Origin of the sequence: Gordonia phosphorivorans, from assembly GCF_042432625.1 — a bacterium.
Classification (GTDB): Bacteria; Actinomycetota; Actinomycetes; order Mycobacteriales; family Mycobacteriaceae; genus Gordonia; species Gordonia phosphorivorans.
On record NZ_JBHLWV010000020.1, the window covers coordinates 525,899 to 543,812 of the forward strand.

At 69.5% G+C, this 17,914-nt stretch carries 15 protein-coding genes; 1 reads left to right on the forward strand and 14 read right to left on the reverse strand.

What is annotated here, in order from left to right; genetic code table 11:
* The first annotated feature begins 51 nt into the window (after nucleotides 1–51).
* On the forward strand, nucleotides 52–975 hold the full coding sequence (locus tag ACFFJD_RS11715) for a 5'-3' exonuclease (protein ID WP_382364484.1): 924 nt from the start codon (nucleotides 52–54) through the stop codon (nucleotides 973–975).
* A gap of 22 nt (nucleotides 976–997) precedes the next feature.
* Here the strand turns inward: ACFFJD_RS11715 and ACFFJD_RS11720 are convergent, their stop codons facing one another.
* From ACFFJD_RS11720 to ACFFJD_RS11785, 14 genes are all read right to left on the reverse strand, one after another.
* Nucleotides 998–1,420 carry a DUF4333 domain-containing protein gene (locus tag ACFFJD_RS11720; RefSeq protein ID WP_382364274.1) on the reverse strand — a complete coding sequence of 141 codons (423 nt, stop codon included), beginning with the start codon at nucleotides 1,418–1,420 and terminating at the stop codon, nucleotides 998–1,000.
* Between the two features lie 390 nt (nucleotides 1,421–1,810).
* On the reverse strand, nucleotides 1,811–4,630 hold the full coding sequence (locus tag ACFFJD_RS11725) for a DEAD/DEAH box helicase (RefSeq protein ID WP_382364276.1): 2,820 nt from the start codon (nucleotides 4,628–4,630) through the stop codon (nucleotides 1,811–1,813).
* Nucleotides 4,631–4,657: 27 nt separating this feature from the next.
* A complete protein-coding gene (gene tatC, locus ACFFJD_RS11730; RefSeq protein ID WP_382364486.1) occupies nucleotides 4,658–5,590 on the reverse strand; it encodes a twin-arginine translocase subunit TatC in 933 nt (310 codons plus the stop codon).
* A 92-nt stretch (nucleotides 5,591–5,682) separates the two neighbouring features.
* Nucleotides 5,683–5,937 carry a Sec-independent protein translocase subunit TatA gene (gene tatA / locus ACFFJD_RS11735; RefSeq protein ID WP_382364278.1) on the reverse strand — a complete coding sequence of 85 codons (255 nt, stop codon included), beginning with the start codon at nucleotides 5,935–5,937 and terminating at the stop codon, nucleotides 5,683–5,685.
* 49 nt (nucleotides 5,938–5,986) lie between these two features.
* Complete coding sequence (locus tag ACFFJD_RS11740; protein ID WP_382364280.1) at nucleotides 5,987–6,955, reverse strand: helix-turn-helix transcriptional regulator; 969 nt, start codon at nucleotides 6,953–6,955, stop codon at nucleotides 5,987–5,989.
* Nucleotides 6,952–7,950, reverse strand: coding sequence for a helix-turn-helix transcriptional regulator (locus tag ACFFJD_RS11745; protein ID WP_382364282.1), 999 nt, complete (start codon nucleotides 7,948–7,950; stop codon nucleotides 6,952–6,954). Before ACFFJD_RS11745 ends, ACFFJD_RS11740 begins: the two co-directional genes overlap by 4 nt.
* 16 nt (nucleotides 7,951–7,966) lie before the next feature.
* Nucleotides 7,967–9,325, reverse strand: coding sequence for a Pup--protein ligase (pafA, locus tag ACFFJD_RS11750; RefSeq protein WP_382364284.1), 1,359 nt, complete (start codon nucleotides 9,323–9,325; stop codon nucleotides 7,967–7,969).
* 7 nt (nucleotides 9,326–9,332) lie between these two features.
* Nucleotides 9,333–10,046: a proteasome subunit alpha gene (prcA, locus tag ACFFJD_RS11755; protein ID WP_382364286.1), complete on the reverse strand. Its 714-nt coding sequence runs from the start codon at nucleotides 10,044–10,046 to the stop codon at nucleotides 9,333–9,335.
* Nucleotides 10,043–10,873, reverse strand: coding sequence for a proteasome subunit beta (gene prcB / locus ACFFJD_RS11760; protein WP_382364288.1), 831 nt, complete (start codon nucleotides 10,871–10,873; stop codon nucleotides 10,043–10,045). The genes prcA and prcB overlap by 4 nt, the downstream gene beginning before the upstream one ends.
* Complete coding sequence (locus tag ACFFJD_RS11765; RefSeq protein ID WP_382364290.1) at nucleotides 10,870–11,064, reverse strand: ubiquitin-like protein Pup; 195 nt, start codon at nucleotides 11,062–11,064, stop codon at nucleotides 10,870–10,872. The genes prcB and ACFFJD_RS11765 overlap by 4 nt, the downstream gene beginning before the upstream one ends.
* A gap of 93 nt (nucleotides 11,065–11,157) precedes the next feature.
* On the reverse strand, nucleotides 11,158–12,660 hold the full coding sequence (gene dop / locus ACFFJD_RS11770; protein ID WP_382364292.1) for a depupylase/deamidase Dop: 1,503 nt from the start codon (nucleotides 12,658–12,660) through the stop codon (nucleotides 11,158–11,160).
* Between the two features lie 22 nt (nucleotides 12,661–12,682).
* Complete coding sequence (locus tag ACFFJD_RS11775) at nucleotides 12,683–15,208, reverse strand: FHA domain-containing protein (protein ID WP_382364294.1); 2,526 nt, start codon at nucleotides 15,206–15,208, stop codon at nucleotides 12,683–12,685.
* A 25-nt stretch (nucleotides 15,209–15,233) separates the two neighbouring features.
* A complete protein-coding gene (arc, locus tag ACFFJD_RS11780; RefSeq protein ID WP_382364296.1) occupies nucleotides 15,234–16,925 on the reverse strand; it encodes a proteasome ATPase in 1,692 nt (563 codons plus the stop codon).
* 69 nt (nucleotides 16,926–16,994) lie between these two features.
* Complete coding sequence (locus ACFFJD_RS11785) at nucleotides 16,995–17,825, reverse strand: tRNA (adenine-N1)-methyltransferase (RefSeq protein WP_382364298.1); 831 nt, start codon at nucleotides 17,823–17,825, stop codon at nucleotides 16,995–16,997.
* Nucleotides 17,826–17,914: the final 89 nt, after the last annotated feature.

A 17,914-nucleotide genomic window follows, 5' to 3' on the forward strand; every position in this document is an offset into this window, starting at 1 on the left:
TAACGATCGCACCGGCCCCGGATGTGGAACAGTGGGCGCATGGGAAAGGTCATGCTGCTCGACGGCGCCAGCCTCTGGTTCCGCTCCTTCTACGCGCTGCCGGAGAAGCTGACCGCTCCGGACGGTCGGCCGGTGAACGCGGTCCGCGGCTTCGTGGACACCATCGCCGCACTGGTCACAACGCACCAGCCCACCCGACTGGTGGTGTGCCTGGACCGCAACTGGCGCCCGGCGTTCCGCACCGAACTGATCCCCTCCTACAAGCAGCATCGGGTGGCCGAGGGCAGTGACGGTCTGGCCGAGGAGGTCCCCGACTCGCTGCCCCCGCAGGTGGACATGATCCTCGACGTCCTGCGCTGCGCAGGCCTGGAGACCGCGGCGGCCGACGACTGCGAAGCCGACGACGTGATCGGCACCCTCGCCTTCACCGAAGCCGTCGACGACGTCCTGGTGGTCACCGGCGACCGTGACCTGCTGCAGCTGGTCGACGATGCCCCGGTCGAGGTGCGCGTGCTGTACGTGGGGCGCGGCCTGGCCAAGGCCGAACTGATGGGCCCGGCCGAGGTGGCCGACAAGTACGCGCTGCCGGTGGAGCGCGCGGGAGTGGCCTACGCCGAGATGTCCATGCTGCGCGGCGATCCGTCCGACGGGCTGCCCGGCGTCAAGGGGATCGGCGACAAGACCGCGGCCAAGCTGATCACCGCCTACGGCTCCCTGGATGCGGTCGAAGCCGTAGCCGCACAGGACAAGTCCCCGATCGCGCCGCGCATCGGCGCCGCACTGGCCGAGGCCGCCGACTACCTGCGCCGCGCGCGGACCGTGGTGGCGGTGCGCACCGAGGCGCCGGTCGAATTCAGCCGCGGCGACGACGTCCTGCCGGCCCGACCCGACGACTCCGACGGGCTGGACCGGTTGGTCACCGACCTGGGCATCGAGGCCTCCGTCGGACGCCTGCGCGCCGCGCTCGACTGGTAGCCGCTCGACCGGTCGCCGCCGGTCAGTCGGCGGGTGCGGAGACCTCGTAGGTGCCGTCGTCGTCGGTGACCTTGATCGTGACCCGCTGGTTCTGGTCGCCGACCTTCACCTGACAGGTGAAGGTCTCCCCCGCCTGCGCCTTCATGCCCGACGGGCAGCTCACGTCCGAGACGTCCTTGAGTCCGTAACCCTGCGCCGGATCACCCTCGGTGAGCACCCGCTGCACGCCGTCCTGCAGCGCCGTCTGCGACAGCGTCTTGGTGACCCAGCCCGGCCACACGTACGCCGACAACGCCACCGCACCGCCGATCACCACCAACGCCGCGACCAGCGCCAGCCACAGCTTCCCGCGGCCGCCCGAGCCCCCACCGTTGTCGGCGCGGGGCGCTTCCTCGAGCACGTCGGCGCCGGCATAGCTCTGCGGCGGCGCGACCGGGGCCTGCACACGCGTGTCCTGCGGGCGCGGCGCCGGTGGCCGCATGCCGGGCGGAACCGATCCCGGAGCCGGCGATCCAGGAGGGCCCTGCGGGCGGCGCGGTGGCGGACCCTGCGGCGGGTAGCCCTGCGGGGGCATGCCCTGGGGAGGCATGCCCTGCGGGGGCATTCCACGCTGTGGCATCCCTTGCGGGGGCATTCCCTGCTGTGGCATCCCTTGCGGGGGCGGACCCTGGGGTCCGCGAGCATGGCGACCGCCCGGCGGCGGGCCGGGTCGGGGCGCGGCCCACTCCGACGGTGGCGGGTCGTTCGGCGTGCTCATACGCTGCCCTTCGCGAAAGGTCGGGCCTGTCCGGGCACGACGTCGACTAGCACTCGGCGGTCACGTTACCGCAGGTCTTCACTCCAACTCGGCAGCAACCACACCGCGCCGCAGACTCTTGACCGCCCGGCGCGCGGCACCGGCCAGCGGCTGCTCACGGTCGACACTGTTGCGGATCTGCTCCAGCAGATCGATCACCTGACGATTCCAGCGCACGAAGTCGCCCGGCGACAGCAGTTGCCCGCCGGCCGAGGCCACGGTCAGCGCCTCGTGCAGGGGCCGACCCATCGACCAGGCCGTGATCGCCGCACAGAATCCGGTGTCGGGTTCCGGCGTGGTCAACGACTCGGAGCCGCCCGAATGCCGCGCCTGCACCTCGTTCGTGGCCCGCCACACCCGCAGCGTGTCGCTCAACGCCTCGCGGAGCCGCTGATTGCCGGGCATCGAATCGACGCCGTCGCCGTAGGTGTCCCGGCGCGACTGGTAGACCATCGCCGAGACCACCGCCGCCAGCTCCGCCGGTTCCAGGCGATCCCAGATCCCGGCCCGAATGCACTCGGCCACCAGCAGATCGGTCTCGGCGTAGATGCGGCGCAAGACGCCGCCGGTCGGGGTCACCTGCACGCCGCCGTGGCCGGTGCCGTCGGGTTCCAGGTAGCCCAGTTCCAGCAGCACCGCCACCACCACGTCGAAGTCGGCCTCGAGCCGGGACTTGCGCTCGGAAATCGACCGTTCCAGGCTCACCGTCTCCCGGACCAGCCGGTTGCGCTGTTCGCCGAGGCGGAACAGCTTGTCCAGCTTGGATCGTTGGCTGCCGGAGCCGGCCACCGCGTGCACCGGATGCGCACGCAGGGCCGCGCGCAGTCGGGCCAGCTCCGGGTCGGTCCCGCCGTCCTTCTTGCGCTTGCCGCCGCGTCCCACCGGTCGCGTGATGCCGCTGGCCTCCAACGCCTCCGCCAGTCGACGCCGACCACGCCCACTGCGTGTGTCCGCATCCCGCGGAATCCGCAAGTGCCCCAACACTTCCGGCGGGTTCACGAAGTCGTCGGTGCCGACCCGTCCGGCCCAGCCGTCGTCCACCAGCACCAGCGGCCGCGGATCGGCGGCCACGGTGGCGGCCTCCAGGACCAGCGCCAGACCGCGGTGACGACGCGAACTCACCGCGATCACCTGCCCGCGTTTGAGCGCGGCCAAGTCCTCGGCCACCGCTTCCTCGGTCGCCACCCGTCGGACGAACCGCAGCTCGCGTTCGCAATGGCGGATCTCTTCCCGCAGGTCGAGATAGCCGAGGAAGCCCTCGTACCGCTGCTCACCGTCCCGGGCTTCGGTGTCGTCCAGCGCCAGGCCCGGATCGAGGCCGGCCTTCTCGGCCACCACGATCAATTCCTGATCCACGCCGCGCAGTCGTCGACGCGCCTGATCGAGCTGACGCGCCTGACCGACCAGCGTCCGGTCGGTCTGGAACTGGGCGAACGACCGGCGCAGCAGGTCGCGGGCGCCCTCTACCCCGAGCCGGTCGATGAGGTTGAGCACCATGTTGTACTCCGGCGCGAACGAGCTGCGCAGCGGGAAGGTACGCGCACCGGCCAGGCCGGCGACCCGCTCGGGGATCAGCTCCGGCGTCCACACCACCACCGCGTTGCCCTCGACGTCGATCCCGCGCCGACCGGCGCGACCGGTGAGCTGCGTGTACTCGCCGGGCGTCAGGTCCACGTGGGCCTCGCCGTTGTACTTGACCAGCCGTTCCAGCACCACCGAGCGGGCCGGCATGTTGATGCCCAACGCCAGCGTCTCGGTGGCGAAGACCACCTTGGTCAGGCCCTGCACGAACAGTTCCTCCACCGCCTGCCGGAACATCGGCAGCATGCCCGCGTGGTGGGCGGCGAAGCCGCGCCGCAGCCCCGCCCACCACTGATCCACGCCCAGCACATCGGCATCGCCGGGGGCCAGCTCGGCGAGGTGGCGTTCGACGATCTCGTCCACCCGGGCCATCTCGTCGGGCTCCAGCAGGTTCAGGTCGCTGCGCAGGCACTGACTGAACGCACCCTCGCAGCCCTTGCGGGAGAAGATGAACATGATGGCCGGCAGCAGGCCCTCGTCGGCGAGCAGACGGATCAGCCGCGGCCGCGGCATCGTCGCCGAACGCGGCCGCCCGCGTCCACGGTCGCCGCGCCCGCGGTAGCCGCGCCCGGGCTCCTCGGACGGGTCGAGCGCGCGCTGTTTGATGTAGCGCGTCAGCTCCGGATTCACCTGGCGGCGTCCCTCGGTGGTGCGCCGATCGAAGAGTTCGAACAGCCGCGACCCCACCAGCATGTGCTGGTGCAGCGGCGTGGGCCGATGTTCGGAGACGATCACCTCGGTGTCGCCGCGCACCGTGGTGATCCAATCGCCGAACTCCTCGGCGTTGCTCACCGTGGCCGACAGCGAGACCACCGCGACCGACGGATCCAGCCCCAGGATCACCTCCTCCCAGACCGCACCGCGGAAGCGGTCGGCCAGGAAGTGCACCTCGTCCATCACCACGTGCGAGAGTCCGTCCAGCGCGGACGAATCGGCGTAGATCATGTTGCGCAGCACCTCGGTGGTCATCACCACCACCGGTGCCGCCGAATTGACGGCGTTGTCACCGGTCAGCAGGCCCACCGAGTCGGCGCCGTGCACGGCCACCAGATCGTGATACTTCTGGTTGCTGAGCGCCTTGATCGGCGTCGTGTAGAAGCACTTGCCCCCGCTCGCCAGGGCGAGGAACACCGCGAACTCCCCCACCACGGTCTTGCCCGCGCCGGTGGGTGCGCACACCAGGACCCCGCGGCCGTCGGCCAACACTGCGCAGGCATCCCGCTGAAACGGGTCGAGGGGGAAACTCAGTCCCGCGGCAAAGGATTCGAGAGTAGTCATCGCCCCCAGGATGCCACGGACCGACCGCTACAGCACTTCGTCGAACGCACTCGCGTCGCGGCGGGCGGTGGGGCGCACCGGAGGCAGCGGCGCCGGCGGCGTCAGCGGCTCGGGCGCGGCGAACGAATCGCCGGCCGACGTCTCGCCCGGAGCCTCGAGCGGGGCGGCCTCATCGTCGGACACGTTCATCCAGTCCGGCCGGTTCTTCGCCTTGCGCCGATCGTGCAGACGGGCGAACTGGATCGCGAACTCCAACAGGACCGACATACCCAGCGCGAGCGCCAGCATGCTGAACGGATCCTGCCCGGGGGTGGCCACCGCGGCGAAGACGAAGAGGCCGAACAGGATTCCGCGGCGCCAGGCCTTCAATCGCGCGTACGACAGCACGCCGGCGAGGTTCAGCGAGATGATCAGCAGCGGCAGTTCGAAGCTGACACCGAAGATCACCAGCAGCTGCAGCATGAAGCCGAAGTAGCGGTCACCGGTCAGTGCCGTGACCTGCACCTCGTCGCCGACCCGCAACAGGAAGTCGAAGGCTTCCGACACCACGAAGTAGGCGATCAGGGCGCCGACGACGAACAGCGCCGAACCTGCCAGGACGAAGGTGAGCCCGTAGCGGCGTTCCTTCTGCTTGAGCGCCGGGGTGATGAACTGCCAGAGCTGATACAGCCACACCGGGCTGGCCATCACCACGCCCGCGGTCAGGCCCACCTGCAGGCGCAGCATGAACTGGTCGAAGGGACCGACGGCCAGCAGCTTGCACTCGCCGTCCGCGGTGAACGAGGCGCGAGCATCGGCGGGCAGATCGCAGTACGGGCGGGTCAGCAGATCGCCGAGCGTCGGGATCCCGGGCGGACTGTTGGAGTACCAGACGAAGCCGACGATGGTGGTCAGCACGATCACCGCGAGGGCGATCAGGAGGCGGTCACGCAGCTCGTAGAGGTGTTCGGCCAACGGCATCGAGCCGTCGGGGTTGACTTTGCTGCGCCGTCGACGGGGGTCGAGACGGCGCACAATCGCCGATAAGCGCACGCGAGTGAGAGCAGTGCCGCTCAGGCCGACTTCTTGTGGTCGGTCTCGGCGATGATGTCGTCGGTGGTCGAGGGGCGCTGCGCCGGCGGCAGTTCCGCCTGCTCGGCGGGCTTGTCCGCGGCTTTGCCGTCGTTCTGCATCTCACTGATCTCGGACTTGAACACCCGCATGGAGCGACCCAGCCCCCGTGCCATGTCCGGCAGCTTCTTCGCACCGAACAGCAACACCAGCACGATCACGATGATCGCGATCTCCCATGCCCCGATTCCACCCATTACAAACCTCCGCAGTTGCCGATGGACCCATCGTACCCGAGGACGCCGATCACGCCGTGTCGCCGTAACGGCCCCGGGCCGCCGTCGCGGCCTCGGCGATCAGCGCCCGGACCTCGTCGCTGCGCGCGTCGGTGGAGACCACCCGCACGCGTCCGCCCATGGACTGCACCAGCCGGGCCAGCCACTCCGGCGAGGCATAGGACAGCTCGGCCAGCACCGGGCCCGACGGATCGGCCGCGGGGTCCTCCACCAGGCGCGCCTGGTAGTACTCGGCCACCCACACCGCATCCGGATCCAGGGCCAGTCGCGCCACCGGCAGCGTCGCGTCGTGGGTGGGCATGGCGATCGGCACCGCGGCGACCTCGGCCGGCGGGTTCGACGGCTCGTCGAGCACCGTGGCCTCGCGCACCCGGTCGAAGCGGAAGATCCGACGCCCCTGCGATTCCCGGCACCAGGCGTCGAGGTAGCTCTGCCCGTCCACCACCTGCACGCGGATCGGGTCGACGACGCGATCGCTCACCGCGTCCCGGCCGGGGGTGTAGTAGCGCAGCGCCAGCGCCCGCTTGGCGGCGACGGCCTCTCGGATCGCCGACGAGGCCGGATGGTCGGCCGGGTCGACGCCGTCGTCGATCACCACCGCCCGCGACGCCCCGGCGGCCTCCTCGACCTTGGCGATGGCCCGCCGGATCGCGTCGCCGGCCAGGGCCCCCTGCGCGTCGAGCAGCATCCGCAGGGCCACCAGCAGGATGCTGGCCTCGGCGCCGGTCAGCCGCAGCGGACGGTCGATGCCGGCGGTGAACAGCACGTTCACATAGCCGTCCCAGAACTGGATGTCGATCAGATCGCCGCCCGCGTGCCCGGGCAGGCCGCACACGTAAAGCTGTTCGAGGTCCTTCTTCAACTGCGCCTGGGTCACGCCGAGTTCGGCGGCCGCGACCGACATCTCGATGCCTTGCCGGGCGAGGAAGTACGGGACCATCGCCAGCAGACGGGAGAAGCGGGTGGGTGCCGGACTCATCGGTTCTGACCTCCTGCGTGGACGGGCGCCGCCAGGGCATCCAGTTCGTCGACCACCGCGGCCCGCAGATCCGGCGGATCTAGGACCACCGCGTCCGCGCCGGCCGCCAGCACCAGCCGAATCAGCTGCGAGCGGGAGTGAATGACGATCCGGACCTGCTGGCCGGGTTCGCCGTCCAGGTCGTGGTCGGCCGTCTCGTGCGCCAGACGCCGCAGCTCGTGCGCCCGGTCCTGGGCCAGCCAGAGGGTGGCCGGGGTGGGCTCGCCGCGTCCGCCCCGGGCCACGGCGTCGGCCACCAGCGCCGACAGATCCGCTCCCGTCGGCACCGTGACCGCACCGGCGTCGCCGATCAACTCGACGTCGACGATGCGCGAGACGCGGAAGGTCCGGGTCTGGCCCCGATCGAGGTCGTGGCCCACCACATACCAGCGGCCGGAGTTGCTCACCACGCCCCACGGCTGCAGTGTGCGCTCGTTGAGAGCGGTGCCCGAACGATGGGTGAAGGTGACCGCGTATCCGTCCTCGATGGCCGCCAGCAGCCCGCGGATCACCCGTTCGTCGCCCATCGTGCTGCCACCGGTCTGCCCGAACCCCAGCTCACCCGGCGCGGTGACCTCAAGGCCCGCGGCACGCAGCTTGAGCACCGCGGTCTGCGACAGCGCGGCCACGTCGGGGTCGTGCCACACCGCGGCCGCCGCGGCGATGGCCGCGGCCTCGTCGCGTTCGAGACTGATGTCGCGCAGCGCGTAGTTCTCCGGCAGGATCCGGTATCCCTCGTCCCCGCCCAGCATGCCGAATCCGGTCTCCACCGGGATTCCCAGCGTCCGCAGTTCGTTCTTGTCGCGTTCGAGCATCCGCTTGAACGCATCGGCGCTCTGCTCGGTGTCGTTGTATCCGACGACGTTCTTGCGCAAGTACTCCGCGGGCACGTAGTTCTTGGTCGACATCAAGCAGATGACGAGGTTGAGCAGTCGCTCATGCTTAGCAGTGGCCACCGATCCACTGTAGGCCTCACATGGCCGCGATCAGCCGTTCGACGCGCTCATCGACGTTCCGGAACGGGTCTTTGCACAGCACCGTCCGTTGCGCCTGGTCATTCAGTTTCAGATGCACCCAGTCGACCGTGAAATCGCGCTCGGCGGCGGTGGCGGCGGTGATGAACTCGCCGCGCAGTTTGGCCCGCGTGGTCTGCGGCGGGGTGTCCACCGCGGCGGCGATCGCCTCGTCGGTGGTCACCCGGGCCGCCAGACCCTTGCGAGCCAGCAGATCGAAGACGCCGCGCCCGCGCCGGATGTCGTGATAGGCCAGGTCAACCTGGGCGATCTTCGGGTCGGTCAGCGACATGTCGTAGCGGTCGAGGTAGCGCTGCATCAGCTTTCGCTTGATCACCCAGTCGATCTCGGTGTCGACGGCGCTGAAGTCGTCGAACTCGACGGCGTCCAGGGTCCGGCCCCACAGATCCACCACGCGATCCATCATCGGATCGGGGGTGCGGTGGGTCAGGTGCTCGACGGCCCGGGCGTGGTATTCGCGCTGAATCGCCAGCGCCGAGGCGGTCCGGCCGCCGGCCAGCCGCACCGGGTGCCGCCCGGTCGGATCGTGGCTGATGTCGCGGATCGCCCGGATCGGGTTGTCCAGTGCGAAGTCGCGGAAGCTGATGCCCGACTCGATCATCTCCAGCACCAGCAGCGCGGAGCCGACCTTGAGCATCGTGGTGGTCTCGGACATGTTGGAGTCGCCGACGATCACGTGCAGGCGCCGGTACTTCTCGGCGTCGGCGTGCGGCTCGTCGCGGGTGTTGATGATCGGTCGCGACCGCGTGGTCGCCGAGGAGACGCCCTCCCACACGTGATCGGCCCGTTGCGACAGGCAGTAGCGGGTCTCGCTGCCGGTGGTGAGCACCTTGCCCGCACCGCAGATCAGCTGGCGCGTCACCAGGAACGGCAGCAGCACGTCCGAGACGCGACCGAACTCCCCGGTGCGTGAGACCAGGTAGTTCTCGTGGCAGCCGTAGGAGTTGCCCGCCGAGTCGGTGTTGTTCTTGAACAGGTAGATGTCGCCGCCGATGCCCTCATCGGCCAGCCGCTGCTCCGCGTCGATCAGCAGGTCTTCCAGGATCCGCTCGCCGGCTCGGTCGTGCGTCACCAGCTGCTGCACCGAGTCGCACTCGGCGGTGGCGTATTCGGGGTGCGAACCCACATCCAGGTAGAGCCGAGAGCCGTTGGGCAGGAAGACGTTCGACGACCTGCCCCACGCGACCACGCGGCGGAAGAGATAGCGGGCCACCTCGTCCGGGCTCAGCCTGCGGTGCCCCTCCATGGTGCAAGTGACTCCGAACTCGGTTTCGATCCCCATGATCCGGCGTTCCATGACGCTGTCAGTCCCCTGTCAGAAGTTCGCTGATGTGCTGTTCGGCCAGGCGCACGAAGGCCCGGCGCGGGCGGCCGCGATCGAGGATCGCCACCTCCAGTTGCTCGGCCGTCAACCGCGACGGCTCGGCCGCCTTGTCGCCCTCCGCGGGCAGCGACAGCGCGTCGACGGCGATGGCTATCGCCTGTGCCAGAGGAAGTTCCGGCTGGTAGGCGGCGGTCATCGCGGTGACGATCGGTTCCGTGGTGCCGCCCATCACCAGGAAGGAGCTCTCGTCGACGATGGAGCCGTCGTAGGAGATCCGGTACAGCTGCGACGGGGTCGTCTGTCCCGCGCGCGGGACCTCGGCGACGCACAACTCCACCTCGTACGGCTTGGGCTGATCGGTGAACACCGTGCCGAGGGTGGTGGCGTAGGCGGTGGCCAGCGACAGACCGGTCACGTCGGCGCGGTCGTAGCTGTAGCCGCGCAGATCCGCGAGCTGGATACCGGCCCGGCGCAGGGACTCGAACTCGTTGTACTTGCCGACGGCGGCGAAGCCGATGCGGTCGTAGATCTCACTGACCTTGCGCAGGGTGTTGGACCGGTTGTGCGCCACGAAGAGCACTCCGTCGGCGTAGGTCAGGGCGATCACGCTGCGCCCCCGGGCGATGCCCTTGCGCGCCAGCTCGGAGCGATCGCGCATCACCTGTTCGGCGCTGGCGTAATACGGGAAGGTCATCGGGGCTCCTGTGCCTCATCGGCGGCGGCGCGGCGAGCGATCACGGCCTGCGCGGCACCGGAGATCTCGCCCTCGGAGATCTCCGCGGCGCCGTCGCCGTCCACGCGCACCGCGGTCGGGAAGATCCGGCGGACCAGGTCCGGTCCCCCGGTCGCCGCGTCGTCGTCGGCGGCGTCGTACAGCGCCTCGATCGCCACGGCCAGCGCCTCGTCGGCGGTCAGCTCGCGCCGGTACAGCTTCTTGAGCGCCGAACGGGCGAAGACCGACCCCGAACCGATCGCGTCGTACCCCTGCCGTTGCTCGTGCACGGCCCCGGCCACGTCGAAGGAGAAGATCCGGCCGCGGTCGTCGTAGCCCACCAGCAGCGGCAGCGCGGCCAGACCCTGCAGGGCCGCGCCGAGGTTGCCGCGCACCATGGCGGCCAGCCGCGAGACCTTGCCGTCCAGGGTCAGCGGCACGCCTTCGATCTTCTCGTAGTGCTCCAGTTCGACGGTGAACAGTTTGACCAGCTCGAAAGCGATGCCCGCGGTACCGGCGACGCCGGCGGCCGAGTAGTCGTCGGTGACGAAGACCTTCTGCACGTCGCGCGTGGCGATGGTGTTGCCCATCGTGGAGCGCCGATCACCGGCCAGCACCACGCCACCGGCGTAGGCGACGGCGACGATCGTGGTGCCGTGCGGGACTCGCTCGTTCATGTCACCGGCCCCGTCCCGACCGACACTCAGCTGGGAGGCATTGTGCGGCAAGCGATCCGGCGCGGCGGACCGTAGGAACTCGGTGAACGACGAGATGTCGTTCCCCGAGCCCACCCCGGCGGGCACCGTCACTGACCGCCCTTCTGGACGTACGCCCGAACGAAGTCCTCGGCGTTCTCTTCCAGCACGTCGTCGATTTCGTCGAGCAGGTCGTCGGTGTCCTCGGCGAGCTTCTCGCGACGCTCCTGACCGGCGGCGCCACCACCACCGATCGGGTCGTCATCTCCGCTGCCGCCGCCGCGTGTGGTCTGCTCTTGCGCCATCGTCGCCTCCTGAAGAAGAGTTCTTGGTTTCACCCTACCGGGCGCATCGGCGTGACCGGTGGGGCATGCGAGACGTCCTCGACCGTGTCTCGGTCAGGACCCGAGGGCCGCCAGCAGTTCCTCGGCCGACTGCGCGGCCTCGAACACCTCGCCGACCATGGCCTTGGTCCCGCGCAGCGGTTCCAGGGTGGGAATCCGCACCATCGAGTCGCCGCCGAGGTCGAAGATCACCGAGTCCCAGCTGGCGGCCGCCACGTCGGCGCCGAACCGGCTGACGCACTGACCCCGGAACCACGCCCGCGTGTCCTCCGGCGGCTCGTGCACCGCCCGCAGGACCTGTTCCTCGGTGACCAGCCGTTGCATCGAGCCGCGCGCGACCAGCCGGTTGTAGAGGCCCTTGTCCAGGCGCACGTCCGAGTACTGCAGATCGATCAGCTGCAGACGCGGGGCCGCCCAGCCGAGCCCTTCGCGCTGCCGGAACCCCTCCAGCAGACGCAGCTTGGCCGGCCAGTCGAGGATCTCCGCGCATTCCATCGGGTCACGCTCGAGCTTGTCCAGCACGTCCGCCCAGGTGGCGATCACGTGCGCCGCACGGGTGTCGTTGCTGTGGTGCTTGTCGTGGAAGTCACTGACCCGCGCCAGGTACTCGCGCTGCAGGGCCAGGCCGGTCAGCTCCCGCCCGTCGGCCAGCGCCACCGTCGCCGTCAACGTCGGATCGTGGCTGATCTGGTGCACCGCGTGCACCGGCCACGCCAGCGACAGGTCGGACAGGTTCACCCCGGCCTCGATCAGGTCCAGCACCAGCGCGGTGGTGCCGACCTTGAGATAGGTCGCGGTTTCGGCGAGGTTCGCGTCACCGATGATCACGTGCAGCCTGCGGTACTTGTCCGGATCGGCGTGCGGCTCGTCGCGGGTGTTGATGATGCCGCGCTTGAGGGTGGTCTCCAGCCCCACCTCCACCTCGATGTAGTCGGCACGCTGGCTCAGCTGATAGCCGGGCTCCTCGCCGCGCTGCCCGATCCCGACGCGGCCGGAACCGCAGATCACCTGCCGCGAGGCGAAGAACGGCATCAGGCCCGTGACGATCGCGTCGAACGACGTCCCACGCGCCATCAGGTAGTTCTCGTGGGTGCCGTACGAGGCGCCCTTGCCGTCGATGTTGTTCTTGTACAGCTGCAGGTTCGGTGCGCCGGGGACGCTGGCCACGTAGCGGGCCGCCTCCTCCATCACCCGTTCGCCGGCCTTGTCCCAGATCACCGCGTCCAGCGGGTCGCGCACCTCCGGCGCCGAGTACTCCGGGTGCGCGTGATCGACGTACAGCCGCGCGCCGTTGGTCAGGATCATGTTCGCCGCGCCGATCTCGTCGGCGTCGATGATCGGCGCCGGGCCCCGGCTGCGCCCAAGGTCGTAGCCGCGAGCGTCGCGCATGGGCGACTCCACCTCGTAATCCCAGCGGGTGCGCTGCTCCCGGCGCGGGACCTTCGCGGCCGCCGCATAGGCCAGGACGGCCTGGGTCGACGTCATGATGGGGTTCGCGGTCCTGTCCCCCGGCGCGGAGATCCCGTACTCCACCTCGGTACCGATGATGCGTTCCATGACTCCACCCTATGCGGGGCCCTCAGTGCTTGCGCAGGCGCAGCCTCGAATAGATCAGGGCGAACAGCAGCAGCCCCATGCCGATCAAGACGCCGTAGGTCAGCAGCATGTGCGCCATCGTCGGCTCCCACAGCGGGTACTTGGCGGGCTCGTCCTGCATCACCTTGATCTGCCCGGCCTCCGGGTTGATCTTGGGCAGGTCCACGGCCTGCGCCGCGGCGGTGTACCCCCAGTACGCCGGGAAGATCCAGGACAGCTGGGACACGCCGGCGCCGGTGAGCGGGAACAGCCCGCCGCAGAAGACCAGCTGCACCATCACCACGATCACCAGCGGCGGCATCGTCTGCTCGTTGGAGCGGACCAGCGACGAGATGGCCAGGCCCACCAGGGCGCTGACGCAGGCCAGGACGGTGATCGCGCAGAACAGCGCGACCGGCGGCGGCAGCAGCACGCCGCCGTACTCGGGAACGTCGCGCAGCGCGAAGGTGATGCCGAGCATGATGGCGCTCTGCACGGCCGCCAGGATGAAGAAGACGACGGTCTTGGCGCCGAGGTAGGCACCCGGCCGCAGACCCACCGCGCGTTCCCGCTCGAAGATCGGCCGCTCGGAGACCAGGTCGCGCACCGTGAGCGCAGCGCCCATGAAGGCGGCACCGATCACCAGCACCACCAGCAGCTGCACGGCCTCCACCGGATCGGTCGGGATCGTCGAACCGGGCGCGTGGCCCGGTCTGGTCTTGGTGATGCCGAAGCCGGTGGAGCCGGGGATCACCAGGGTCAGCAGGCCGAGCACCACCGGCAGAAGCGCCAGGAACGCGAGATAGCCGCGATCGGAGACGATGAGACGCCATTGGCGTCGGGCGACGGTGTTCATCTGCCGCCACCCGGCCGCCTGCGGCACCGCCAGCGGCGGGCCCGCCGGTTTCAGTGCCGTCGGCGCGGGCCGATGCGGATGGCGCTGCTTGTAGTTGGCCCACGCCCGGTCCGGCCCGGCGGTGACGTTCTCGAAGATCTCCGCCCAGTCGTCGGTGCCCAGCTCCTGCTTCTTGCCTTTGGGGTCGCCGCAGTAGGCGGTCTTGCCGCCGGGGGCCAGCAGCAGTACCTGATCGCAGATCTCCAGGTGCGCCACCGAGTGCGTCACCACCAGCACCACGCGACCCGCGTCGGCCAGCGTGCGCAGCGTCTTCATCACCTGGCGGTCCAGGGCCGGGTCCAGCCCCGAGGTGGGCTCGTCGAGGATCAGCAGGGACGGTCCGGTCAGCAGTTCCATCGCCACCGACGCCCGCTTGCGTTGCCCGCCGGAGAGCTTGTCGATGCGGGTCTGCATGTGCTCGGTGAGCTGCAGCTCGGCCAGCACCCCCTCGATCACCCCGTCCCGGTCGGCGGTGTCGAGATCGGCGGGCAGACGCAGTTCGGCGGCGTAGCGCAGCGCCTGCTGAACGGTGAGTTTGCTGTGCAGCACGTCGTCCTGCGGCACCATCCCGATGCGGTTGCGGAGCGCCTCGTACTCGACGTGGACGTCGCGGCCTTCGAAGGACACCCGGCCCACCGTGGGACTGTTCAGGCCGGCCGCGATCTTCGACACCGTCGACTTGCCTGCGCCGGACGGGCCGATGATGGCCGTCAAGGTGCCCGGTCCGGCCTGGAAGGAGATGTCGTTGAGCAGCTGCTTGCCGCCCTCGACGGTGAGCCCGATGCCGTCGATCTCCAGGCCGCCGCTGACCGCGGCCTTGGCCCGGCCGCGCACCAGGTTGCCGCCGGAGACCACGAAGTCGCTGTTGCCGATGGTGACGACGTCGTTCTCGGTCAGCAGTTGACTGCGGATACGCAGACCGTTGACGAAGGTGCCGTTGACGCTGCCCAGGTCCTCGAGCAGCAGTCCCCGCGGTCCGGCGGTCAGGCGTGCGTGGCGCCGCGACGCGAGAACGTCGCTGACCACGATGTTGTTCTCCGGCGTGCGGCCGATGGTCTGCACACCGCTGACGGTGATGGACTCGCGGCGCGACCGAAGCTCACCGGGCACCTCGAAGATGGCCGAGGCGTTGTTGTGCAGCGCGGCCAGGTGCGGCGCGTTGGGCAGACGACCGTACGCGGCCGGCGTCGAGCGCGGCGGCGGCGGCGACTGCGCCGCGAGCGGCCGCGACGGCGGCGGCTGGGCCGGCAGCGGACGCGACGCGGGCTGTTGCGGTGGTGACGGCGGTTGCCGGGGAGGTTGCGGGGACCGCGGCGGTGCGGAGGCGGCCGCGGGCGTGAGCACCATGATCGGACCGCGCTGGGCGTCGCCGAGGCGGATCTCGGTGCGACCGGTCACCGGCACCCGGCTGGTGCGACGGCCCGCCACGTACAGACCGTTGGTGCTCCCCCGGTCCTGCACCACCCACCCGGACGGCGTCCATTCGAAGGCCGCGTGCGTCCGCGAGATCAACGGGTGATTGAGCACCACCTCGTTCTCCGGTGTGCGGCCCAGCGTCGCGGGCGAGGCCGTGAGCACGACATTCGGCCCGGCGTCGATGCGCAGGTTCAGCGGCGTCGGCTCAGATGCGTTCATCACCGGACACTGTAGTCCGGCTAGGTCACAGGTACTGGCCGGTGTTCGATTCCGTGTCGATCGCGCGCGCCGCTCCGCTGCCCTTGCCGGTCACCAGGGTGCGGATGTACACGATCCGCTCGCCCTTCTTCCCGGAGATCCGTGCCCAGTCGTCCGGGTTGGTGGTGTTGGGCAGGTCCTCGTTCTCGGCGAACTCGTCGAGGATCGAATCGAGCAGATGTCCGATCCGCAGACCGCCGCGACCGGTGTCCAACTGCTCCTTGATGGCGTACTTCTTGGCCCGATCCACCACGTTCTGGATCATCGCGCCGGAGTTGAAGTCCTTGAAGTACATGACCTCCTTGTCGCCGTTGGCGTAGGTCACCTCCAGGAAGCGGTTGTCGTCGGTCTCGGCGTACATCCGCTCCACCACGCGTTCGATCATGGCGTCGATGCAGGCCTGGCCGTCGCCGCCGAACTCCGCCAGATCGTCGGCGTGGATCGGCAGTTCGGTGGTCAGGTACTTGGAGAAGATGTCGATCGCCGACTCGGCGTCGGGCCGTTCGATCTTGATCTTCACGTCGAGGCGGCCCGGGCGCAGGATCGCCGGGTCGATCATGTCCTCGCGGTTGGACGCGCCGATCACGATGACGTTCTCCAGGCCCTCGACGCCGTCGATCTCGCTGAGCAGCTGCGGAACCACGGTGGTCTCCACGTCGGAGGAGACACCGGAGCCGCGGGTGCGGAAGATCGAGTCCATCTCGTCGAAGAACACGATCACCGGGGTGCCCTCGGACGCCTTCTCGCGGGCGCGCTGGAAGATCAGCCGAATGTGCCGTTCGGTCTCGCCGACGAACTTGTTCAGCAGCTCCGGGCCCTTGATGTTGAGGAAGTAGCTCTTGGCCGCCCGCGCATCCTCGCCCCGCGATTCGGCGATCTTGCGCGCCAGCGAATTGGCGACGGCCTTGGCGATCAGGGTCTTACCGCAGCCGGGCGGGCCGTACAGCAGCACGCCCTTGGGCGGGCGCAGCTCGTACTCGCGGAACAGATCCGCGTGCAGGAACGGCAGCTCCACGGCGTCGCGGATCTGTTCGATCTGCCGACGCAGGCCGCCGATGTCGGTGTAGTCGACGTCCGGGACCTCCTCCAAGACCAGGTCCTCGACCTCCGCCTTGGGGATGCGTTCCAGCGCGAAGCCGGCCTTCGAGTCGATCAGCAGCGAATCGCCCGGGCGCAGTTTGCGCGTCGCCTCGCCGCCGTCCTCCTCATGCACCAGCGGGGCCGCCAAGCGGACCACGCGCTCCTCGTCGGCGTGTCCGACCACGAGCGCCCGGTCGCCCTCGCCGAAGACCTCCCGGAGCGTGCTAATCTCGCCGACCCCGTCGTACCCGACCGCCTCGACCACGGTCAGCGCCTCGTTCAGACGCAGGCCCTGCCCGCGCTGCAGCGTCTGCGCGTCGATGTTGGGCGAGAGAGTCAGCCGCATCTTCCGGCCCGAGGTGAACACGTCGACGTTCTCCTCGTCGCACACCTCGATCAGGACGCCGAAACCGCTCGGCGGCTGACCCAGGCGGTCCACCTCCTCGCGGAGCGCCAGCAGCTGCTGCCGCGCCTCCTTGAGGGTGCCCAGCAACTTCTCGTTGCGCGCGGTGAGCTTCTCGACGCGTTCGGCCAGTTCGGCCGGATCGCTGCCGTGCGTGGCACCGGGACGATTGCTCGGGCGGTCAGACGAAGTCATGGGCACCTGCTCCTCTGCGGTCGGTCCGCTGCGTGATCCGGGGGCGTTCGGATCCTGGCAGGGTCCAGCTTATCCGCGTGTCGGCCGCCGCTGCACACGCAGGGTTTGCGTGCCGTCGGCGAGTCGTCGTGCAGTGATCAGAAATGCCGTGTGCCCCTGCATGCGATGCTCGGGCCGCACCGCCAGCCCCACCGCGCTCCAGTCGCGCACCATCGACTCCCACGCGTGCGGCTCGGTCCAGCACTGCTGTTCCCGCAGGGCCTCGACGACCCGGGAGAGCTGCGTGACGGTCGGCACGTAGATGATCACCACGCCGCCGGGCCGCAGCGTCTTGGCCACCGTGTCCAGGCACTCCCACGGGGCGAGCATGTCGAGCACGATGCGATCGACCTGCTCGGCCGGATCGTGCTCGGCCAGGTCGCCCACCCGCAGTTCCCAGTTCGACGGTCGGCGACCGAGGAAGGTCTCCACGTTGCGGACCGCGTGCTCGGCGTGGTCCTCGCGCACCTCGTAGGAGAGCACCGAACCCTCGGCGCCCACCGCACGCAGCAGCGACAGCGTCAGTGCACCCGAGCCGGCCCCGGCTTCGAGGACCCGTGCCCCCGGGAAGATGTCGCCCTCGGTGACGATCTGCGCCGAATCCTTGGGGTAGATCACCTGCGCGCCGCGCGGCATGGACACCACGTAGTCGGTGAGCAGCGGGCGCAGCGCCAGGTATTCGGTGCCGCTGGTGGCCGAGACGATCGAGCCCTCGTCGGACCCGATCAAGTCGTCGTGCTCGATGGCACCGCGGTGGGTGTGGAATTGCTTCCCCGCCTCCACGATGACGGTGAACTTGCGCCCCTTGCCGTCGGAGAGTTGTACGCGATCGCCTTCTACGAAGGGGCCAGTGGTCGCCATCGGGATACATTTCCTTTTTCGCTCGACAAGACATCTCAGCTTGCCACACGACGCCGCGACCACCGCGGCCACACGATTACCGAGGCCGC